Genomic DNA, 22,086 nt, shown 5'->3' on the forward strand with positions numbered 1-22,086 from the left:
CGTCCCCTTCAACGTCGCTTGCGGCCGCTGCCGCACCTGCCGCTCAGAGGAGACCGGAGTCTGTCTCAACGTCAACCCTGGTCGCGCCGGCGGAGCCTACGGCTACGTCGACATGGGTGGATGGATCGGCGGCCAGGCCGAATACGTCACAGTCCCTTACGCCGGCTTCAACCTCATCCCATTTCCCGATAAGGCCCAGGCCATGGCGAAGATCAAGGATCTCACCATGCTCACGGACATCCTCCCCACCGGTTTCCACGGGGCAATCAACGCAGGCGTCGGTGTCGGATCTACTGTCTACGTTGCCGGTGCAGGCCCGGTCGGCATGGCTGCTGCCGCCTCTGCCCACATCCTCGGTGCTGCGGTTGTCTTGGTCGGAGACATGAATGCCGAGCGCCTTGCTCACGTCAAAGCTGTCGGCTATGAGCCCATCGACCTGACAAGGGACGCTTCGCTTGAAGACCAGATCGCCGAGATCGTCGGCAAACCCGAGGTCGACGCTGCAATCGATGCGGTCGGCTTCGAGGCAAAGTCGCACGGGCACAACGCAACGGAAGCGCCCGCGGCCGTTCTCAATTCGCTTATGTCGATCACCCGCGCCGCCGGCTCCATCGGCATTCCCGGCCTCTACGTCACCGAGGATCCCGGTGCACACGACAAGGCGGCTCAGACCGGCAACCTTAGTATGCGCTTCGGCCTCGGCTGGGCGAAGTCGCACAGCTTCTTCACCGGCCAGACCCCCGTCCTCAAATACAACCGGCAGCTCATGCAGGCCATTCTGCACGACCGTCTGCCCATCGCGAAGATCGTCAACGCAACCGTCATCACTCTCGACGACGCGCCGCGAGGCTACAAGGACTTCGACAAGGGAGCAGCGAAGAAGTTCGTGATCGATCCCCACAATCTACTCAACGCCGCGGCCTGACCAACTCATCTACGACAAGACCCAGCCAGAGCGGGCCTTGTCGTGAATGACCGCCCACAGAACCGCTTTTTGCCCCAGGCATCAAACTCGCCCTCTGCGTAGCGAGTTCTCTCTCCCGCAAAAAGCTGTCTGAGGCTCCTTTAGCAACTGCACCTCTACCTCGACAGAGCATCGGCAAGAACTAATGACTTCAGCCGTTCTGGAGAAAAATCCTGTGCATACACATACAGAATCAATACTCCGCTTTCTCACCCTTCGCCGGAATTGAGGTCGCGACGCCCGGAGTGCCGGCATAGGTGATCAGCAGTACTGTGGGTTCGTCACCCGATTCTCCCCGGTGCACATCGTCAACGGACTCTCCGACCGCTTGACCTTGATGAACGACAAGAGTCTTGCCGCTGGCCCTTTCGTGCAAAGTGAGAGAGCCAGATAGCACATAAACAACATTTGGGAACGGATGAGTATGCCACGGCAACGCCGTATGAGGTGCGATAGTCAGTTTGATCGTTGTGAGTTGAGGTTGTCCCGTGGGATAGCGTGTGTAAGGTTTGCCATTCCAGGATCGCATAGTCTGCAATAGGATTTCGCGGTCGCCGCTCGCTACGTTGTGAGGACCGCTTTGAGCAATTACGGCCGCCAGAGACGCTCCAGCGATGATGGCAGCTATTTCTCCGATTCGGTATTTGGAAATCATCTCGATCGTCTCCATGGTTTGTCCGTTTGCTCAGCAGACCCCCTAAGCGGCCATTGCCCGTCTCGCGTCAGTGCGCACCGGCTCCGGCGGGCGGGCGCCCCTTTGTACGCGCTTGAAGAGCCACACGATCCCCGCCCCCGACAGGCAGAGCAGGGCCAGCCAGCGGAACACATCGACAAACGCCCAATCGGTGGCCTGATAGAGCAATTGGCGGTACAGCTGCAATTCGGCAGGATACCGGGCGTGTGCCGGGCCGAAATGGCTGCCCAGGGCGCCCATCTCTGTTTGCAGCGCCAATTGGAATTGCTGGCCGCTGCGGGGACTGTAATTCGTCATCTCGCTCTGATGGGCAATACTGCGCCGGGTCAAGAGCGTAGCTGTCAGCGAGACTCCGATCAAGCCGCCAATGTTGCGCATCAGGTTGTAAAGCCCGCTCGCCGCACCAATCTGCTCGCGGGGCAAAGTTCCGTACGCCTGTGTGCTGATGGGCACAAAGATAAATCCCACTCCAAAACCGGTAATCAGGATGGGGACCAACAGCGTCCAGGGGCTGATCTCGGTGGTCACGCTGCCCATGTACAGCGTGGTCGCCGCAAAGAGCATAAAGCCGAAAGTGAGCAAATATCGCGCGTCGAACCGTTCGGACAGCCACCAGGAGCAGTGCGGCCCAGCGGATCCAGACGGCGCCGAACCAGTCGTCTTCCTGACCTTTGTCGAGGATGATCTGCAGGCAGCCGATCCATACCACCAGCGTGCCCAAGCCGATGCCGTCGAAAGCAATCGACTTCGATCCCCTCATGTTCGGCGGGTCTTTGACAAATCGGCCGATCATGAGGATAGCCAGGATGCCGACAGGTATATTGATATAGAACGCGTAACGCCAGCTATAGGCGTCAGTGAGCCAGCCTCCCAGTGTGGGTCCGAGGACGGGGGCGCACACCACGCCGAACCCAAACAACGCCATGGCGACGCCGCGCTTCTCCGGTGGAAAACTCTCCAGAAGGATGGACTGCGACAGCGGTTGCAGAGCTCCGCCGCCGGCCCCCTGCAGTACACGCGCTGCCAGAATGAAGCCAAGCGTGGGCGCAGCGCCACACGCGAGCGACGATCCTGTGAAGATGGCGACACAGATGATGAAGAAGCGCTTGCGCCCGATCCGCATCGAAAACCAGTTCGAAGCGGGAAGCACGATCGCATTAGCAACTAAGTAGCTGGTCAGCACCCACGTAGCTTCGTCGCTGGAGGCCGACAGGGAGCCCGCGATGTAAGGGAGAGCCACGGAGGCGATCGCGGTGTCCAGAACCTCCATGAACGTCGCCAGCATGACCGAGAGGGCTACGATCCACGGACTCTCGACTGTGGAGGCAAATGCGGGGGCCTGAACCGCGGCTGACGGCCGGTCCGCGCTCGGTCCTCCTGGTAGTGCTTCGTCCTGCTCCGACATGCTTTGCTCGCTCCTTGGCGTTTCACATGTAAAGGTCAATGCGACGCGCAGCCGCGGTGGGAAAAGGAGGTCGCCGACGAATGAATGATCAAGGATGCCCTTAGGGTGCGCGAATGCGCTCATTGATCAGCTTCGATGGAGCGGAGAAAAGAACCGCCGCGGTAGAACCATTCGAGCGGGGAGCAACTCAACCTGTCTCATCCCGATAGATGCGTACGACCGCTTGAAGTTGCATTTGTGTAGCGTCCAGTCCCTCGATGCTGGAGGGCAGCAGATGGAAATCAATTAACGAAACTCATCGATAAGTCGCCGGCCTGTTGCAATCGAGCCTCAACACATGGGACGCGACCATCGCTTGCTTCGCGACTTTCACGTTCGTTATTCCTTGAACAAGTGCGTCGCGTGCGTGATCGACGCGCCCGGGCGCATCGCGGCCGCGACTATCGCTGCTTCTGTCAGCATCTCGTCATTTGTGCCGGCTTGACGGGCCGCTCTTACATGCAACTCAATGCAGTATGGGCACTGCGTAGTCAGCGCAACGGCGACGGCCATCAACTGCTTGTGCAACATGTCAATGGCACCGCCTTTGAACGCTTCTTTGTCAAAAACCCAAAAGGCTTTCATCGTTTCGGGTGCATTCTCATCAAGCCTCTTCAGCCGAGAGAGGTTTTTCATATCAAACATGGGGGCGACTCCATTTTGGTTTTAGATAAGGCGTATCCGACTATGAAACGTATGGGGAGCGCACTTAGATACGCAGTATCAAAGTTGATTTCTAACATCTCTCACAGAACCGGATGTCTCGTGGCGCGAAACGGGACATCCGGTCAGTAGAAAGACTTCGGCCAGACTCAGAAAGGACCACGCGCGGTGGAAAGCTCGAACTCCTGATGGCTTTCCATCGATTTGAGTTGCTCCAGCTTTCTTCTCGCAAGCGTCGAATAAATGCCCCTCGGATCGAGCCTGAGCGCCTTATTCAGTTCCACTCTTGCCGCGTCATAGCCTTGCAACTGGAACAGCGCCACGCCACGCAGGTAGGACACTCCTACTCTCTTCTGCGGATCAACCCCCATGAATCGCTCCGCATATGTAACCTCTTTGAGAGCGGTGTCAGGTTCTCCGACACCCAGATGAGACAGCGCGGCTTCGAAGTGCACGGTCCATGAGCTCGGCAGAAACGCAGCTGCGCGATCCAGCGGAACGAGAGCCTCTTTAAAGCGTCCCTGGTAAGTGTAGGTAAGACCCAAACCCAGATATGCAGCGCCCAACGCTGGATCGGCGTCGATTGCCCGCTGGAACTCGCGGGCGGCTTCAGCATAGTTAGCTCGCCTTAAGTTCACCACTCCCTGAATATCGAGTGCTATGGCACAACGTGGGAAGATATCGAGCGCCAGTTCAGCCTCCCTTTGCGCCGACTCAAAGCGTCCATGAATCAGGTCCTCGCGCGCCTTCTCAGTCGCTCTCTGTGCCTTATTCGGCGTAAGCAACTGATTAACTGACACGTTGTTTTGTGACGGTGACTTGTCCAAGAATTTGGTTGAGTCAACCTGCCCTGATGCGAGTCCGGCTGAGAAGGCCAGCATGGCAGCTAATAATCGCGAGCTTTTTGCAATCGGTGAGCGTTGCACAACAGCACGCACGTCTGAAATCGAGAGCCAGATCCTAGAGCTCATAGACATCACTCCCTTAAATCCCTGACGGTCATGGAGCCTACGATGGGCACTGCTCCTTCAGATCGTCACTCGGAAAAAAGCAAGCACGTTGCCAATCCGTGCTGTGAACGTGACAAATCGGAATGAATTAGGCCGGCGGGATCACTGATGGAGCATGGCAACCGCTCATTCTGTCAGTGAGAGCACGAATTCAATCGTTCGCTTCATCGCCCGAAGCGCTATCAATATCTTGACTATTTTGTGGAGAATGGATTCACTGTTTCGTGCATTAGGAGCTTCACTTCAATCTCCATGGAGCGATCTGGAAATCCCTCTGAGGGTTCGGCACACTTCTTAAGTGATGGCGGCCTGCCGCATTGGGCTGATGAATAGTTTGTGCGTTGGAAAACTGGGGGCCCCTTTGAAAGAGAGTCGATTTTTCGACGCGGCTCCAGCAAGTGTCGAAATGTCTTCGACACCCGGATCCAGTCACTACTTGTGTCCGTATTTCTCGACCCTGAGACCGCATGCCGGTTCAGTCACTTAGAAGAAAAGCGAAGTTCCGACAAGAATGTGGTGACGTGCCGGCATTTGGTAATCAGCTTGCAAACAAGTATTGGTGATCAAGAAGGATTCCGGTTAGTACAAGCGCTTGCGTTCAGGATCATGAAGAAGAAAGAGGTGCCGGTTCGTTTTCAGAGCTTGTTCGGACGGCAAGCGACTCGGCGACAGTTCCGCTTTGATCTCACTATTTCTCCTCAATGCGGTTTCGGGCATAGATGCATTCGTCACATGAAGGACTAACCGCGATGGCCTGGAACTAACGATCGGATCGCGCGCTTGCAGCCACCTGATCCTGGTCTTGAGCACCCAAGACCTTGTTCGTCACGCAAACCCTGCTAAAGGAGAAATGTCATGCCTGCACGCCCAGCCAAGACGCTACTCAGCCCGGATAATCATTCGCTGCTGATGATCGACCACCAGTATCTACAGATGCTCACCATTCGCTCGCACGACGCGAGCGAGATCATCAACGATGCCGTGGCCCTCGTCGAGGCGGCAGAGATCTTCAAAGTGCCAATGCTGACTACAACCGCCTTCAAGGAGCGTCAGGGTTTGGTTGCGCCGCTGGCCGAGGCGAGTAAGGCAGTGAAGCCGATCGACCGGACGACTCTCAACTCGTGGGAAGACCCGCGCATCGTCGACTGGGTAGAGAAGACGGGACGGAAGAAACTTGTGATCGCAGGGCAGTGGACCGAGGTGTGCATTGCTATGCCTGTCCTTTCCGCGCTCGACGCGGGCTTTGAGGTGTATGTCGTCACAGATGCCTGCGGCGGTGCTTCGTGCGAAGCCCACGACATGGCGGTGGAACGCATGGTGCAGGCAGGCGCGCGCCCGATCACAACTTGGGCGTATGTGTCCGAACTGCAGCGCGACTGGGCACGTGCAGCAACCGCCGAACAGGTCACTAAATTGTTCGCACAGCGGGGCGGCGCTTTTGGGCAGGGCCTGCTATGGGAGTGGGACCTGCTGAGTCTCAAGGAAGGCACGCGCTGAAACCGGTGCACTGGAGATAGAGGATGGACCATTCACGGACCTAAACGGCTGATCGCGCCAAGCTACGAGATGAACAACATCGCTATTGAATCGCAAGCACCATGTTGACGAAGTGACCTGCGGAATTCAAAAGAGCTGGCACGAGAGGTGTCCATTGCGCTGGATCAGACCAAAAGGAAGGGACTGAATGACAGAACAAGACAAGGTAATAAGCAATGACCGTGTCGGCCGGCGATCGTTTGTGGAGAAGACCTCGCCTGCGCTGGTAGCGGCAGCGAGCCTTCCAATTCTAGCTGCGGCGCAGCAGACGAAGGACATGAGTAGGGACACACACCGGGATCAACGAGAAAGAATTGGGGGCGAAGAACTCTGGCCTGGAAGCGCAGGAGCAAAAGTCGGTGTACCCGCCGGAAGCAGATGTGGGTGGCCAGCCTGCGTTCAAGTACCCCTTTGCCATCGCCCACAGACGCATAGAGTCGGGCGGCTGGACTCGCCAGGTGACGGTGCGCGACTTCCCATTGTCGAAGAGGATGGTCGGCGTGGAGATGCGTCTGATCGCCGGCGGTGTCCGCGAATTGCACTGGCACGTGGGTTCCGAGTGGGCATTTATGACGGCAGGCAGCGCGCGCATCGCGGCAGTCGACCAGAAGGGCCGGGCCTTTGTTGAGGACGTGAACGAAGGAGATCTCAGGTGACGGCTGGCGGCAACGTGAAGATCGTCGACCGGCACAACTTCCCGATCACGAACATCGCCGCGGCAATCGTAACAGTGAAGCCCGGTCGGCTGCGGGAGCTGCACTGGCACCCAAACGCGGATGAGTGGCAGTACTACGTGAAGGGCACAGCTCGTCTGACAGTCTTCACTGCCGGCACGCACGCCAGCACTATGGACTTCCACCCCGGCGACGTAGGCTACATCGATCAGTCGCAGCCGCACTACATCGAGAACATGGGCGATCACGACCTGATATTTCTGGAGGTTTTCCCGACGGCCGAGCACCAGGAGTTTCTCTGGGTGAGTGGCTTGCCCACACCCCATCGCGCCTTGTAAAGGAGCAAATTGGCACCGGCGAAGACTTCCTGGCGAGCATCACCAAGACCGAAGTTGCTCTCACTTCGGAGGCAGATCCAGGAGTTGGCAGCTAGTTGCCGGGAAATTCAATTCGATGAACGCTTTTCCCTGAGGAGTTCGCCCAACCCGCTCAATAGTCTAGTTGCTGATATGTGTGTAAGGAAGCGGCTTGTTTTTGCCAACGCTTAACAGGAATTCGGAGTGGAGAATCGCGCAACAGGCCATAAGTTGGTGCTGCGAGTCGAGAAGGTTTCCCAGCGAGTGCGAAGACATTTGAATCTGCGGCAAGCATTATCCGCCAAACTGTTGCCGCAGCAGGCACTGTGACTGGCGGTTAAAAGTGCCAGCGATCTCCAATGACGATCCGTGCAAAGCGGTGGTTTTACTCCGGCATACTTCCAGACGTGCGAATGTTGGCCCGGCGTACCTATACATACGCAGGGCTCTTCAAATAAATCTGCAGTTTGCTGCGTCCGAGCAATCCCGGCGGGCATCTACGCCTAATCGCGGGGCAGGGAGTGCTGCTGTTTTCTTGAAAGCTTCATCGGCCTTGCCCTTCAAGTCCGTTCTCCGCGCTCTACCAAATCCGTCGCGCGCGACAGATGGTCCTAACTTGTGCCTACTCCAACTCGTAAACTGCGCTGCCTGGATTATTGGCGCAGTCCGTACGCCAATTCCGCTCGTACGAGGACGGAGCGGTTAACCTGCGCCTTTGCGCTATCGCGCACTGTTGCTAAGAAGGAGTTATCTGTGCGAAAGAGAATCATGGTATGTACTTCGCTCACACTTGCGCTCGCGGCGCCATTTATAGCGCTGACGGGTCATATTCGTTCTGTGCGCGCCGACGCCGCACCGACGGATGATTCAAGAAACTCCACTGGCTTTCCCCTCCCGCCCGGGGCCATGGGAGAACTACAGCAGATCAACCATCAGATAGACGCTACCGAAGCCCAGACGCTCAAGATGATCAATACCGAAATGAGTTCGATGGTTCAGATTCAAACCTTGGGCAAACTCGAATTGTTCGATCGCTCCTTGTCGGTGCAAAGGAACGAGGCCTGCAGTACGTGTCACATGCCCAGTACGGGCTACACTGGTGCTAGCCAGACACTGAATGAAACCACGGTCGCATATCCGGGATCGGTGATGGGACGGTTTAGCGACCGAAAGCCGCAAAGCTATAGCTACGCAACATTGGCGCCAGTTCTTCACTACAACGCCACTCAGCAGGACTTCTACGGAGGCAACTTCTGGGATATGCGCGCGACTGGATCGCGGTTGCAGAGTGCCGCCGCGGAACAGGCACAAGGGCCCCCCACCAATCCGGTCGAAATGGGATTGCCTGACACCGCGTGCGTCGCTTACCGGATCGTGAAGGGGAATTACGAGTCGCTGTTCGTGAAGGTATGGGGCTCGACGATCGAATCGATCCAATGGCCGGCCAATGCAGAAAAGATGTGCTCAAGTCCAGCGGGCGCAGGTGGCGTTGGTCCGCAGTTGAGTCTAAGCTCCGAGGACCGCACTCGCGCCAACACCGTCTATGATCAATTCGGGTTGTCGATTGCAGCGTATGAAGGCTCGAATACCGTCAATGCCTTTAGCTCGAAGTTCGATGCCTACCTTGCGGGCAATGCACAATTGACCTCTCAGGAAATGCACGGATATCAACTCTTTAACGGGCAGGGCCAGTGCAACACCTGCCACCTGAGCGGCAATGCCAACGGTGCAACGGGCGGCACAGCGGCAGACGCAGCTCCGCTGTTCACGGACTTCACCTCTTCCAACCTGGGACTCCCCAAGAACACCAGAATCCCGTACCTCTACGAGAACAGTCCCGATAAATATGGCTTTGTCGCCAACCCAGTGGGCCTGGCGTATGTGGACCTGGGAGTTGGCGCATTCCTGAGCGGCGCACAAGGATCACCAGTTCCGGATCCGGAGTGGATGCAACTGGCTCCCAAGTTCGACGGCAAGATGCGGGTGCCCACGCTACGTAATGTCGATCAGCGCCCGTACCCAGGTTTCGTGAAATCCTACATGCACAATGGGTACCTCAAGAGCCTGAAGGAAGTTGTGCACTTCTATAACACGCGCGATACCATCTGCACCTCGCCAAACGATCCCAACGTAAAAAAGACCTGCTGGCCGGCTCCCGAGGTGACTGCCAACGAAGATACCACTGTCGGCGCTCTGGGTCTCAGCGATGAGGATGAGAACGACGTCGTGGCCTTCCTGAAAACGCTGACTGACGGCTACGCAACGAGTAATCCCAGTGTCACTGCGAAGATTCAGCGCAATCTTAAGGAGATCCGCAAGGACCTGCAACGGCAGGAAGCACGTAATAGCGGCGGAAATCAACCTCACGGAGCCAACTGAAACGACGAATCTCACGCCGGCCGGGCCTCTATCGCAAGCAGGGGCCCGCACTTTGTTCGCGTCTCCAACTGTGGTCAAGTGTGCTTCTTGAAAGTTTCGGTACTGGACCAAAGTGTGTGCACTCTTGTTGCCTCAGGTAGTGCGCCGAAGCTTGCTGATTCTGCCTGACAAAGCCCACGCGCCGCGTTGGCCGGACGTTTCGACTGTTTGAAAACGACGAGTCTCCTTCGCGCACAGGCAACGCCGAAATTGCTTGAGATGATGGCCAGTCGGTGCACCTTCTAGATGAATGTCGTCCACCGCGTTCAGGCTTTTTCACTCGCAACCCTCAAATTCGGTAACGCCGATTGTGGTGTCGACATCTTGTCATGGACACCAGTTTTTGACATCTGCGCAAGCCGCAGCGTTAGTCGCCGTATATATAACTCACTAAAATCATTGAATTGAATCCTCAAACGCGTAGCGCACATCGCTGGCAATCGGATTGCTCAGTAGATGGCAACCAGTCGATTCCGGCTGTTCGAAGGGCCGCTGAATCCCGCAGGTGCTGACTTCACATTGAGGAATTCGGATGGATACATGTAGATCAGACGACGAAACCGAGGTGAATCTCGTTCCGGCTGAATCGGATGAAATTCTGGTCGAGGTTGCGAAATCAGGGGATCGTTCCGCATTTGCAGAACTGTGGAGGCGGCACTCGAAGGCGGCATTCAGGAATGTCTATCGGATCACAAAGAACCGAGCTGATACCGAAGACGTAATTCAGGATGCATGGATAAAGGCTCTCGTGCATCTTAGGGGTTTCGATGGCCGGGCCGCATTTTCGACCTGGATCACGCGCATCGCGATAAATTCAGCACTCATGATGTTGCGGAGGAGGCGGTCACGCCCCGAGACCTCGATGGAACTCACCGATGGCGAGGCCTATCGGACTCGGGAATTTGCGGACTACACAGAGAACGCGGAAACGCATTACGTCAGGCGTCAGAGCGCTGAGCGATTGAAACGCGCAATCCGTGAGCTGAGGCCAGATTTGCGCACCGTGATCGAGATGCAACAATCAACGGACCGACGGGTGAAGGAGATCGCCGAACTAGCAGGCATCTCTGTCACGGCAACCAAGTCCCGCCTGTTGCGGGCCCGAGCTATTTTGCGCAAAGCTCTGGAGTAAGAGAGGCCCCGGGCAATCAAGTCGTCCGGACATCTAGCGCAAACAGCCGTTCGCACGTCGCAAGCACTCCTGAACGGTTTTGACATCGTCGCCACTCCCACTCCATCACAGTCGGAATTTTGACATTGAGGTTAGACACAAACAGGCATGCAACTGACATGCATCACAGAAGTCCCGGCGGTGCACCATTTAGTACCGCCACGAGTCTGGCATGGAAAGTGCACCTGAGGAGCTTGCGGGAGGCGATCTTGAAAATGTCAAGAGGAGAAGAGAGGCAGGAACACGGAAAAGGTTGAGCTGACGGACAACAACGATCCTAGTGGCGCGCGCAATCGAGATATGTTTCGGCTATCGACGGAGATCAACCACTGGCAGCGTTTTCCACAAAACATCACCGGGACCGACAAATGTTGGTGAGTAGATTTGCTCACTTCAATATTGCTCCGGTTTCCAGGAAGGATCACATGACCAACATTCAAACGAATAACACGAGAAAGGCTTGCTTCAAAATCGTGGATACGGTACCGTCTCTGGGCAGCCTCAGAACGGAAAATCCTACAAATTGGGATCACAAAAAGGTTCGGTCCACCCCTGGCCCTACATTCTCGTCGCCAATCCAGCGTGCCAAAGGCAGTGGCTCCAGTTCGAACGCCGGAGCGATCGGACAGCTGGAACAAATCGGACGGCTCAGTCACTATCCAGCTCGGACCGCAGTCTTCCAGCATGGCGATCCAGCGAATTCCATCTATATTGTGCGTGAGGGAAAACTTAAATTGTCTCTCAATTCACGTAGGGGCCGTTGTGTGGTCTTTAGATTCGCCGTTGCTGAAGACCTCCTCGGACTTAGCGCCGTTTTGAACCAGACCGATCATGAGTTTCTTGCCCAGACCCTTGAACCAAGCATCCTGGTCGCCATACCGCGGAACGAATTCGTAGAGATGCTGCACACCTCTGGTGAAGTCAACTCCTTCGCCACACGAGCATTAGCTCGTGATCATGAGGGAGTGTTACGTGGAATCCGTCGTCTCGGGTTGCCGGACTCTGTTCGCGAGCGCCTGGCACAACTGCTACTGAACTGCCTGGAGTTCCCACGCAGAGACTGTTTGCCGATGTCGATTCGGATGAATTGGACATTCGGCGAACTCGCTGAGATGGTCAACTCATCGAGAGAGACAGTTAATCGCATCATGAGGCAATTTGAACGTGAGGAACTCATCGCACTCCGCGGTTCCCTTGTCGTCATTCGCAACCATGCCAAGCTGAAGCTTCTTGCAGGCTGACGGGTTTCCACTCTACGTTCTGACCCAGGTTCGGGCGAGCGCTCCGCTGTACTTCTCATTCCGGCAATCGTCATCGTCCTGCGGTAAAAGGCGCAAGTCTATCAGATATTAGGAGGCCGCGCGTGCCGACGGAACAACGGGCAGTATAAGGTCCGAAAATGAGGATGACCGGTGGAACCATCACCTGTGAAAAGTCGCAGCATGACTTGACACTCGCGCGCTGTTAGCACTCATACCGCAAGCTCTCGCAATTTGGCAACGCCTCAATTCCGCCGTGGGTGCCCCCGCTATCGTCTCGCCTCAGCCTTCGCAAGCATTACCGCAGATTTCTGCGACGCCTCTTCGTAGTATTTGACCATCCGTTGCGGTTCACTTGCCTTGTAAGGTTGCAGGTTGTGGGCCCACCGGAACCCTATCGGCTGATACCACAACTCTGCCTCAACCTGGAAAGGCCCTGCCGCTTTGCCAGTCGACAGCAAATATCGCACTTGGCTTCCCTTGTCATTGAACGCCGGATCATCTGCCGCGTCACCCACTACCGCGACATCCTTCTCGGCCGTACCTTTGTCGAACCCCTTCGGCAGCAAGCGGCTGTCCTTCAGATATCCCACAGCGTGCAGCAGCCCGGTCGTTACCTTCCCACTTGAGTCCTTCAGAATCGGCTCGTAGATTTCCACTTGGTCGGGCTTCGTAATCTCCCGATAATACGGCTCGAATCTGAGCGGGTCCTGATCATTGTCGTTTCCCGCAATCGATCCATCGGCATTGAGCGCTCCCGACTCGAATACAAGCCGCCCATTTCCGTCTCGCACCAGAACATGCAGCCACGCACGCCTTGAAGGATAGGCAGTTGGCAGCTTGTGCCCAGTCAGGTTCTCGACCTCTACCTCCACCGCTAGCCCGTTCGTTGTCCGCTCAACGACGAGGATCGTCACCTTCGCGGACTTCGTCCGCAGGAACTCGGTTGTCCGTTTCACTGCCGCGTCCAACTCCTCCGGTTCGGCCGCTGTGGCCAATTCGTCTCGATGATCCTGGAGCATTCCCTGCATCAGGAAGTTCGCACCCACGAATACATGCCGGTGCATCCCCTCCCGCGGTTGGCCATACAAAGCTGTGATCGCCACCGCCTCATCAACTCGAGGCATATGACACTGCTGGCATGTCTGCCTCGTCCGACCCTCCGAATACTCGCTATGCTGCCACTCCTGGAACGGCACCTGCTCAGGAAACCTGCCGATCTTCTCCCCATGCGGTCCCAACGCGTCCGTATAGAGGGTGTGGCAACTTCCGCAAAGTCCGGGGTCGCTCATATGGTGCCCTTCGGTGGGCCTGTAGGTCGCGGTCGAGGAGTGCATCAACGTCTGATGTCCTTTGTCAATCGCAAACGGGCCATATTCTGGACGATCGCCCTTTGCATCGGGCTTTGCGATGGTCACATTCCCAACGAACGTCGACGGCGTTCCGAGTCCCACATTCTCAATCTGGTGACAGACCGAGCACGTTACCCCATCCTCCGCCGCCTGATTTCCCTCAGGAAACTTCTTCAGTGGAAAACGGGCCAGGACCTCCGTGTGGTGCCCAGCATCCCGGTCTGCCATACGAAGTGCCGGCATGTGGCAGATCGAGCAATCGTCCTCAATCGCCTGCTTCGACTCTGGATGATCGATCGATTCTCTCCGCACGCTTGCTTGCCAGTACGGGTCTCGCGAAGCATTTGCCATAATGCTCGCGCTCCAGTCGAGCCCGATCGAAATGTCCTCGCCTTCCCGCGTCTTCAGTCCGTTATGGCATGCCACGCACCTGTCCGAGGTCCGGAACACCGTTCCCGGGGGCACTCTGTCTCCTTTCGCATTCTCGGTCTTCGTCTGCGAATGGCCTCGCACCAATGGCAGAAACCCAGCCAGCGCGAGGCACAGCACAATAGGACCGCCCCAAGGGAGTCTCATCGCCAACCTCCCCAGAGCTTCCCGTCCGCGCGGTCCCAAAGCAGATAGAACAACACCTGAGGTGTTCGAGAAGCCGTGTTGGTGAACGGCTCGCGTACTCCAAAACCCGTGCGAACGTGTTGTCGACGGCTAATCGTGATCTGCATCTCCGGCAGCACATCCCAATCTGTGCTCGCATTCGGCTTGAAATCCCGGGTAGCGAGCACTTCTACCATCGGCGAAAACAGTCGCCCCAGCATGTGGTCCGGAGCTACAGCCTGTCCCACCGTAGATCGCCAGAACATACTGCGCGGCGCCACACTCGTGTCAAACGGAAGGTCCGCGCCGGCCTCGAATTGCAGGAACGTGTTCTCCCGGAACAACTGGTCGAACGCGGCAAATGGTTCAAACTGTGCCGTTCCAGCGCCAAACCCCCGCTTGCTATCCCCAGTAGGCAGCAGAAATCCACCTTGCACACTCAGGATGGAGCCCGTCCGAAGGCTGGAAAATATCTCCCGCTTCACTCCCAGCGTTATTCTCCCAGCCCCTCCGTCCAGTTGTGATTCTGGTCTGCATAGCTCACTGGAATATCGGTCTCCAGTTGCGTCCGGGCATCGATGATCGTCCGCTCGTCGATCACATCCGTTGTCCATGTCGGCGCTCCCGAGGCACTCGCCGCAGTCGATACCACAATTTCATTCTCGGGAAATGCCTTCTCTGTAACTAAAGCACGCGGCAGATTCAACTCCCCCAGCGGATCGTGGTGCACATTCTTGCAGAACCCCCGCATGTAGGCCATCACATCGTTGATCTGCTTGTCCGTCAGCAGGTCCCCGAATGCAGGCATGATCTGCGACAGGCCGCGCGACGGCCCGCCATGCACAATCGCAGCCTTCCAGTTGCCGTTTGGCTCGGGCGTCGTACCGGCGCAATCCGTGAAGTCCGGAAACGTATCGGGCCTCCTGAAGACAGTCATCGATTGAGGAGCGCCCTTGCCCTCGCTCCCATGGCACGCAATGCACCCCGTCTTGTAGATCGCCTCGCCGGCTTTCGCGTCCGGATGCTCGGAGTAATGGAGCGTTTGCGGGCGAAGTGTCACAATTCCCGCACTCGTTAGTGCAATGCCAAGGATCAGCGCTCGGAAGAACCCGTTCTTGTTTGGCACAATCAACCTTCCTCCTCGTGGTTCCCCCTGCATATCGAAACCACGATCGGATCCCGAGGATGTTCAAAGTGACGCACCACCGCAAGCTTTTCTCGATGGCCTCGTTCTCATTCCTGTTCTCCTAGCATCTGATGTGCCACTTTAGCTGTGAGAGAACCTCAAACACATCTGCATCGTGATCACGATGACGTGAGAGTAGTGTCGATGGGCCGACACCGGAGTCAATCGCCATCGACGCGGGCTAGTGCGATCAAGTGCCGCGGATCAATCTGGACAAAGCCCGCTTACCTTGGTCATCGTGTCACCCACAGAATCGTCTTATGCACTGAAAGCATCAGAAGTTTGTGAGTCTTTCCGGTCTGACAGTCCGCACTGGCCCTTCCAGTTCTGCCGGGCCTTGACTTTGCCGGCGACCCGCAGCCGGCAAAAGCGAGCCCCATCCGGCGTTATTGAAAAGCAGGTGACATGAGTTGGAGTTTAGTCAATGCATCGAGAACAAATGGAACATTTCGTTTTCGTCTTCTTGATGGGACCATTCTTGCCGAGGTCCAGTCTCAGTAAGACTCTTCAAGACCTGAGCGATAAACTCGCACCGCGAGTTGCCGTGGTGCGTCCGTTGCCTTCTCGAACTGCCCTCTGTCAAATCGCTCCAGATTTGGTCGCCCTTTGGAGTCGAGACAAACGCGGGACCGCCTTCGAGGAATCTGTATGCTCCCCGAGTCAAATTGAAGAAGGGACAATCCCAGCGCACCCGGTCGATCCGACTGCCGAGAGGAAGGAGTGGCGCTTTCTGCTGTCGGAACTTTCAGCTTGGATGCGTGACAACTCCGGCACAAAGCGACGGATGTAGTCCGGCGAGTTTCGAGAGGTGGGGCGGTATACTGGGTCCGCTTAGGCGGTATCCCGTGGTTGCCGATGTTGGAGAAAGAATGGCAGACACGAGGTATCAAGAAGGCAGTTTGAAAAAATCAACACGAAGCAAGGCCTGGTTTGGAAGCTGCGGTATTTCGCACATCGGGACCCCGATGGCAAATGGTCAGAGCGAACCCCGTTACTCGTTGGCGCAGTTTCTGACTTTCCAACGGAGAAAAGGGCTCGAGCCGAAGCCGTGAGGCTGGGGCTCATTGAACGAATCAACCGGACCAGCCTTCCACTCACCAAGGTTACATTCGGATTCATCGCGAGGGACTATATCCGGATCAACCTCTCAGATAATGCCATAAAGCCAAAAGCCTCCACCACCAGGTACACGGAGGGCCTGATTATCAATAAGCATCTGCTCCCCCGCTGGGACGAAGTGCTCGTTAGCGACATGAAGACTTTGGCGATTGAAGAATGGCTGAACAGCGTCTCAGTCGACACGCTCGGGGAAAAAGGTCAGGAATGGGATTCCCTGACCAAATGGCGCCGTGTCATGAGCGACATACTCCTCCCTGCACAGAAACATGACCTCATACCCGAGTCGTTTAATCCGATGTTGAAGGTCAATGTCACGGCTTCGAGTTTAGGTTACATGCCAATCATCCTCCTTCCGAACCAGACGTTCGTAATGCTCAATGCCCTCCCGTTATTACAGCAAACGATGGTTGTTTTGGACGCAGCAACCGGAATTCGCTACAGCGAGATAGCGGGACTCCTGTGGAAAGATGTGGATTGGGAAGATAAATGCATCTACATCGAACGTCGGTGGATTCGAGGTAACGTACATAAACCCAAGACGCCAGCATCCAAGGCCGCGGTTGCGATGTCCGACGTGCTCGCTGCCTACTTGCTGGCGTGGCGCAAGGAGACGATGTACGGCAAAGACACCGATTGGATCTTCGCCAGTAGCCGCACTAAGGGAAAGACGCCACGGGTTGGGAACATGCTGGTTCGCAGCTACCTGTACCCGGTGGCCGTCAAGGCTGGCGTTCTTACAACCACCAACATCAAGGTAATGAGAACGATAAAGAAGAAAGGAAAGAAGGTTAAGGCCGAGGTGGAAGTACCCATCTACTTCGACAAGAAGGGCAAACGGGTGAAGCGCTTCGGCTTCCACCAGTTCCGCCATAGCTTGTCCAGCTTCCTTACGACGAAGAAGAAGGTCGACCCAAAGACGGCGCAGACCGCGCTGCGTCAGAGCGATGCTAGGTTCACTCTGGACAAGTACACTCAACCCGACAAAGACGAGCTTCTGGCCGCGCAGAATCTGATGCTCGACGCAATTTTCAAAACGGTGCCCCAGGCAGTCCAATAGCTTTGGGTGAAACCTTCGGTGAAATGGGATGGATGCGGAAGTCGTAAGTTACTGAAGAATGATGGTAGGCACGAGGAGATTCGAACTCCTGACCTCTTCCGTGTCAAGGAAGCGCTCTAACCAACTGAGCTACGCGCCTATGATGGGACTGGAACAGTGGGAGTTCCGATCCGGTGCCTGAACCAAACCCGAATCGAACCCTGCCTGCCTTAGAACGCATCCAACCGCGTTCGGCCCCTTGGACAGCATCAGCCTTAGTCTAGCAGCATCGAGGCGCTGCTGGAAGTCGCAAAGGGTCGGCAGGTCCGTGCTATACCATCTCTTTGGCTCTCACCATGGGTGATCGAAGACCGCCCGCGCACCCATACCTTGCGTGCAACCCCCAATGAGATGCCAGGCCGACGCGGTCCGGCATTCAAAGAAAACGGCAATGAACGAACCTACCGCACCCCGGAACCCGCTTCGCACGATGCCGAATCTGCTTACGATTGCGCGCATCTGTCTCGCTCCTTTCCTCGTATCCGCCGTACTCGAAGGAAGATTCCGACTGGGATTTGTGCTGTTTGTCGTGGCGGGGGTCAGTGACGCCCTCGACGGCGCTCTTGCCCGGGTGCTCGAACAGCGAACCGCTCTCGGGCAGTATCTCGACCCGGTGGCGGACAAAATCCTCTTGAGTACGCTTTTCCTCGTGCTCACGCACATGAATCTGATCCCCGTCCGCGTGACCGTCCTGGTATTTGGCAGAGATCTGGGAATTTTGGTGGTCGCCGCCATCCTGTATACAGCCGTCGGCCGGCGTGAGTTCAAGCCCAGCATCTATGGCAAAGGGAACACCCTGGCGCAGGTCGCCGCCGTTGCCGCAGTCCTTCTCTATCAATTTGATAGCGACCGCTGGGTGGCTGGTCTGCGCCTGCTCGCACTCGACGCCACCATGGCGCTGACCATCGCGTCCGGTCTGCACTATGCGTGGCTGGTCAGCAGGCGCACCGGTTCCCACGGGGCAAACAGCCCCGCAGCCGGCGGTCCCATGAAATAGCTGCTGATTCAGGAGTCGCTATCCGCCTGCTCGGCTTGCACCGTCTCCTCAATTTCCATATCCCGAAATTCTTCAGAATCAAAGACTTCGCCGCACTCCAGGCATTCAACGAACTCAATATCGTCGTGCCGGGAGACAATGCGCACTCGTGGGTGTTTGCAGACCGTCGCCATAGTGTCAGATTCGACTCAAATTCACCGCTTCTTCAGATCTTGGATTCTGCCATCGGCTAGCCCGCCGGTTACCCAACCGCCAGTAACTCCGGTTCGCGCGATGGCACGCGCGCTCTCATAGAAGTTCAATACGAACTATATGGGCCCCGGTTCCAGCCAAAAACCGATGAACTGGACCGACAAATCAAACCCGGTCGAGCGCGACTCGATGAAAAAAGACCTGCTCTTTGGGCCAGATTGTATCCAGCTCTCCGGGAATTGAAAATCAGTTTTTGGTGAAATTATGCTCCCCGCTGCCTGCCGCATCAAAGAGCGCCCGGGTTGAATCGCCGACCGGAACGGTCGTATACTAAATACGGACTATTCCAGTCGGATATTTCATGCTGAAGCTGACCAAAAAAGCGGACTACGGGTTGATGGCCTTGAAGTACCTGGCCGAACACCCCGAGTGTCCCGCGCAGAGCGCAAAGGACATCGCCGATGCCTACGGCATTCCGGCGCAGTTGCTGGCCAAGATCCTCCAGCGGCTCACCAAAACCGGACTGTTGCGCTCGCACGCCGGCATGAATGGCGGCTACGCCCTGTCCCGCGACGCCCGCCAGATTTCAGCTTTCGAAGTGATCCACGCAATTGACGGCCCGCTGTTTATCACCTCGTGCACCAAGGGTGCCAAGGGCTGCGAGCTAACCACGAATTGCACCATCAAAGAGCCGCTCGCGCGAGTGAATGAAACCATCGTGGGCGTGCTGAAAAGTATCAGTATTTATGACCTCGCCGAGCGTGAACCAAACGCTCACGCCGCTCCGCCGGCTCAGGCGCTGGTCACGCTCACAATGTAGTTTGCAGGAAGTTCAACCAGCAATTTTCCCCCGTCGCGAAGCGCGGACGGCAAGCAGCAATGAAGGACGGAATACCCGATGAGTACAGTCGTTAGCCAAGTGGAAGTGCCGGCGGGAGTCACGCTCCCCATCTATATGGACAATCACGCCACCAGCCCCCTCGACCCCCGGGTGCTCGAAGCGATGATGCCCTTTTTCACGACCAAGTTCGGCAATGCCGCCAGCCGCAACCATCAATTTGGGTGGGAAGCCGAGCAGGCCGTTGAGACCGCCCGCGAGCAGATTGCCAAACTGATCGGCGCCACCGCCAAGGAGATCATCTTCACCTCCGGCGCTACCGAGTCGAACAACCTGGCCATCAAGGGCATCGCGGAAATGTACCGCGAGCGCGGCAACCACATCATCACCCAGGTCACCGAGCACAAGGCGGTCCTCGACACCTGCAAGCGTCTTGAGAAGTACGGCTACCGCGTCACTTACTTGCCCGTGAAGGCGGATGGCCTCATCGATCTCGAAGACCTCAAGCGCGCCATCGACGACAAAACCATTCTCGTCACCATCATGGCGGCTAACAACGAAATCGGCGTGCTGCAGCCCATCCGCGAAATCGGCAAGATCTGCCACGAGAAAGGCATCATCTTCCACACCGATGCGGTGCAGATCGTCGGAAAGGTGCCGTTCAACGTTATCCAGGACAACGTCGACGTTGCCTCCCTCTCCGGCCACAAGATCTACGGGCCCAAGGGTGTGGGCGCACTCTACGTACGCCGGCGCAATCCGCGCGTCCAGATTGCCGCCCAGATCGACGGCGGCGGCCACGAGCGCGGCATGCGCTCCGGAACGCTCAACGTACCCGGCATCGTCGGCCTCGGCAAGGCCTGCGAAATCGCTTACTCCGAGATGGAGAACGAGGCGGCCTACCTGCGAAATCTTCGCGATCGCCTGAAAGACAAGTTCGAGTCCGCCCTTGACTACATTCACGTGAATGGGTCCATGGAGCATCGCCTGCCCGGCAATCTCAACATGAGCTTTGTCTACGTCGAAGGCGAGTCGCTGCTGATGGGCATCAATGACGTGGCCGTTTCGAGCGGTTCCGCCTGCACCTCGGCAACTCTGGAACCCAGCTATGTGCTCAAGGCTCTTGGGCTTGGCGACGACGTGGCGCACAGTTCCATCCGCTTCGGCCTGGGCAGGTTCAACACAGAAGCTGAGGTCGACTACGTGGCCAGCAAGGTCATCGACATCGTACAGAAGCTGCGCGAACTCTCGCCCCTCTACGAAATGGTGAAAGAAGGCATTGATCTGACCAAGATCGAGTGGCAGGCACACTAAAGACGAGTGATCAGTGAACTGGGATCGGTGGTCAGGAAATGCGCCCATCAAGCGGCACGGCGCATCCAATCACCGGCGGAAGACTGATCGCTGAACACGGACAACGGATCACGGAGTTTTTGCGGCTTCCCCGCAGAAGGAGATTGGGACCAAATGGCATACAGCGACAAGGTAGTTGATCACTACAACAATCCGCGCAACGTGGGTACCCTCGATAAGGGTTCGCAGGAAGTCGGTACCGGCCTGGTTGGCGCACCCGAATGCGGCGACGTCATGCGCCTCCAGATCAAGGTGAACCCCGAAACGCAGGTTATCGAGGAAGCCAAATTCAAAACCTTCGGCTGCGGCTCGGCCATCGCAAGCTCATCGCTCGCCACTGAGTGGATCAAGGGCCGCACCGTGGAAGACGCTCTGGCGATCAAAAACACTGACATCGTGAAGGAGCTTTCGCTTCCTCCCGTCAAGATTCATTGCTCCGTGCTCGCCGAAGACGCCATCCGCGCCGCAATCGGCGATTGGAAGAAGAAGAACGGCGTAGCCGAAACCGAGCAGGCAACCGCCACCGCCGCGCATTGAAGCTAACAACGCCTCAACGCTCGGTGACCTGAAGGGGCTTCGTAACAGGGCCCGACTTGATTCGGGCCCATAGCCTCTCAAAAATTGTGAGGGGCTTTAGCCCCTGCAAAGGCTGAAAAATGTCGAACTTCGTAAGCATCGAAAGCAAGCCGGCCGAAGGCACGTCCGCTAAGCCGCAGTCCGGCCGCACGCCCGCCGCAGGCGGAGTTGGCCCCGCCGCAGGTAGCGGCATCGCGGTCACCGACCGCGCGGTAAAGAAGATTCGCGCAGCCATGGCCAAGGAAGGTATATCGCCCGAAGAAGGCGGCCTGCGCCTCGGCGTGCTGGGCGGCGGCTGCTCAGGGCTTTCTTATTCCATCAAGTTCGACGCCCGTCCCCGCGAGCGCGACCGCGTCTACGAATTCGACGACGTACGCATCTTCGTCGATCCCAAATCGTTTCTTTATCTGCACGGCATGACGCTCGACTATGAAGAGACGCTGATGCGGCAAGGGTTCAACTTCATCAACCCAAACTCCTCGCGTTCCTGCGGCTGCGGGTCGTCCTTCTCGTAGCAATCCTGTGCACGTTGCAAGTAAGGCTCTGACATGTTGAAGGTCATCGAATCTGCGGTCCCCGTTGAGTGCTGGTCCT

At 56.8% G+C, this 22,086-nt stretch carries 21 protein-coding genes, 1 tRNA gene and 1 pseudogene; 13 read left to right on the top strand and 10 right to left on the bottom strand.

What is annotated here, in order from left to right; translation table 11 throughout:
• Positions 1-925, top strand: a 925-nt coding sequence (locus VGL22_RS05190; RefSeq protein ID WP_465265831.1) for a zinc-binding dehydrogenase, incomplete at its 5' end; no start/stop codon positions are given.
• Between the two features lie 232 nt (positions 926-1,157).
• On the opposite strand, the gene VGL22_RS05195 is transcribed toward VGL22_RS05190, so the two are convergent.
• From VGL22_RS05195 to VGL22_RS05215, 5 genes and pseudogenes are all read right to left on the bottom strand, one after another.
• Positions 1,158-1,634 carry a cupin domain-containing protein gene (locus VGL22_RS05195; protein WP_465265832.1) on the bottom strand — a complete coding sequence of 159 codons (477 nt, stop codon included), beginning with the start codon at positions 1,632-1,634 and terminating at the stop codon, positions 1,158-1,160.
• Positions 1,635-1,661: 27 nt separating this feature from the next.
• Positions 1,662-2,222: an MFS transporter gene (locus VGL22_RS05200; RefSeq protein ID WP_465265833.1), complete on the bottom strand. Its 561-nt coding sequence runs from the start codon at positions 2,220-2,222 to the stop codon at positions 1,662-1,664.
• A gap of 130 nt (positions 2,223-2,352) precedes the next feature.
• Positions 2,353-3,186, bottom strand: a pseudogene (locus VGL22_RS05205) (DHA2 family efflux MFS transporter permease subunit); the annotation flags it as partial.
• A gap of 255 nt (positions 3,187-3,441) precedes the next feature.
• On the bottom strand, positions 3,442-3,747 hold the full coding sequence (locus VGL22_RS05210) for a carboxymuconolactone decarboxylase family protein (RefSeq protein WP_465265834.1): 306 nt from the start codon (positions 3,745-3,747) through the stop codon (positions 3,442-3,444).
• 167 nt (positions 3,748-3,914) lie between these two features.
• Entirely contained in the window at positions 3,915-4,736 is an 822-nt protein-coding gene (locus VGL22_RS05215; RefSeq protein WP_465265835.1) for a tetratricopeptide repeat protein, read from the bottom strand.
• Positions 4,737-5,630: 894 nt separating this feature from the next.
• On the opposite strand from VGL22_RS05215, the gene VGL22_RS05220 reads away from it, so the two are divergent.
• From VGL22_RS05220 to VGL22_RS05245, 6 genes are all read left to right on the top strand, one after another.
• Positions 5,631-6,272, top strand: coding sequence for an isochorismatase family protein (locus tag VGL22_RS05220; protein WP_465265836.1), 642 nt, complete (start codon positions 5,631-5,633; stop codon positions 6,270-6,272).
• 353 nt (positions 6,273-6,625) lie between these two features.
• Positions 6,626-6,967 carry a cupin domain-containing protein gene (locus VGL22_RS05225; protein ID WP_465265837.1) on the top strand — a complete coding sequence of 114 codons (342 nt, stop codon included), beginning with the start codon at positions 6,626-6,628 and terminating at the stop codon, positions 6,965-6,967.
• Positions 6,964-7,323, top strand: a complete 360-nt coding sequence (locus VGL22_RS05230; RefSeq protein WP_465265838.1) for a cupin domain-containing protein — start codon at positions 6,964-6,966, stop codon at positions 7,321-7,323. Before VGL22_RS05225 ends, VGL22_RS05230 begins: the two co-directional genes overlap by 4 nt.
• Before the next feature lie 771 nt (positions 7,324-8,094).
• Positions 8,095-9,720, top strand: a complete 1,626-nt coding sequence (locus tag VGL22_RS05235; protein WP_465265839.1) for a cytochrome-c peroxidase — start codon at positions 8,095-8,097, stop codon at positions 9,718-9,720.
• A gap of 604 nt (positions 9,721-10,324) precedes the next feature.
• Entirely contained in the window at positions 10,325-10,891 is a 567-nt protein-coding gene (locus VGL22_RS05240; RefSeq protein WP_465265840.1) for an RNA polymerase sigma factor, read from the top strand.
• A 464-nt stretch (positions 10,892-11,355) separates the two neighbouring features.
• A complete protein-coding gene (locus VGL22_RS05245) occupies positions 11,356-12,171 on the top strand; it encodes a Crp/Fnr family transcriptional regulator (RefSeq protein WP_465265841.1) in 816 nt (271 codons plus the stop codon).
• Between the two features lie 287 nt (positions 12,172-12,458).
• Here VGL22_RS05245 and VGL22_RS05250 read toward each other — a convergent pair whose 3' ends face one another.
• The 3 genes from VGL22_RS05250 to VGL22_RS05260 form a co-directional block, all read right to left on the bottom strand.
• A complete protein-coding gene (locus tag VGL22_RS05250; protein WP_465265842.1) occupies positions 12,459-14,006 on the bottom strand; it encodes a hypothetical protein in 1,548 nt (515 codons plus the stop codon).
• Between the two features lie 107 nt (positions 14,007-14,113).
• On the bottom strand, positions 14,114-14,620 hold the full coding sequence (locus VGL22_RS05255; RefSeq protein ID WP_465265843.1) for a hypothetical protein: 507 nt from the start codon (positions 14,618-14,620) through the stop codon (positions 14,114-14,116).
• Between the two features lie 8 nt (positions 14,621-14,628).
• The gene (locus VGL22_RS05260) at positions 14,629-15,261 is read right to left on the bottom strand and encodes a c-type cytochrome (RefSeq protein WP_465265844.1); all 633 of its coding nucleotides are present in this window, start codon (positions 15,259-15,261) and stop codon (positions 14,629-14,631) included.
• 1,108 nt (positions 15,262-16,369) lie between these two features.
• Here VGL22_RS05260 and VGL22_RS05265 point away from each other — a divergent pair.
• Positions 16,370-17,497 carry a tyrosine-type recombinase/integrase gene (locus VGL22_RS05265; protein WP_465265845.1) on the top strand — a complete coding sequence of 376 codons (1,128 nt, stop codon included), beginning with the start codon at positions 16,370-16,372 and terminating at the stop codon, positions 17,495-17,497.
• A 62-nt stretch (positions 17,498-17,559) separates the two neighbouring features.
• On the opposite strand, the gene VGL22_RS05270 is transcribed toward VGL22_RS05265, so the two are convergent.
• Positions 17,560-17,636: transfer RNA gene (locus VGL22_RS05270), tRNA-Val, on the bottom strand.
• A 330-nt stretch (positions 17,637-17,966) separates the two neighbouring features.
• Here VGL22_RS05270 and VGL22_RS05275 point away from each other — a divergent pair.
• A complete protein-coding gene (locus VGL22_RS05275; protein WP_465265846.1) occupies positions 17,967-18,533 on the top strand; it encodes a CDP-alcohol phosphatidyltransferase family protein in 567 nt (188 codons plus the stop codon).
• A gap of 8 nt (positions 18,534-18,541) precedes the next feature.
• Here VGL22_RS05275 and VGL22_RS05280 read toward each other — a convergent pair whose 3' ends face one another.
• Positions 18,542-18,706, bottom strand: coding sequence for a hypothetical protein (locus tag VGL22_RS05280; RefSeq protein WP_465265847.1), 165 nt, complete (start codon positions 18,704-18,706; stop codon positions 18,542-18,544).
• A 380-nt stretch (positions 18,707-19,086) separates the two neighbouring features.
• Here VGL22_RS05280 and VGL22_RS05285 point away from each other — a divergent pair, with 380 nt between their 5' ends.
• From VGL22_RS05285 to VGL22_RS05300, 4 genes are all read left to right on the top strand, one after another.
• Entirely contained in the window at positions 19,087-19,545 is a 459-nt protein-coding gene (locus VGL22_RS05285) for an RrF2 family transcriptional regulator (protein ID WP_465265848.1), read from the top strand.
• 78 nt (positions 19,546-19,623) lie between these two features.
• A complete protein-coding gene (locus VGL22_RS05290) occupies positions 19,624-20,877 on the top strand; it encodes an IscS subfamily cysteine desulfurase (protein ID WP_465265849.1) in 1,254 nt (417 codons plus the stop codon).
• Positions 20,878-21,030: 153 nt separating this feature from the next.
• Positions 21,031-21,453, top strand: coding sequence for a Fe-S cluster assembly scaffold IscU (iscU, locus tag VGL22_RS05295; RefSeq protein ID WP_465265850.1), 423 nt, complete (start codon positions 21,031-21,033; stop codon positions 21,451-21,453).
• Positions 21,454-21,572: 119 nt separating this feature from the next.
• On the top strand, positions 21,573-22,007 hold the full coding sequence (locus tag VGL22_RS05300; RefSeq protein WP_465265851.1) for a HesB/IscA family protein: 435 nt from the start codon (positions 21,573-21,575) through the stop codon (positions 22,005-22,007).
• Positions 22,008-22,086 lie beyond the last annotated feature (79 nt).

Origin of the sequence: Occallatibacter sp., assembly GCF_036502485.1 — a bacterium.
GTDB lineage: Bacteria > Acidobacteriota > Terriglobia > Terriglobales > Acidobacteriaceae > Telmatobacter.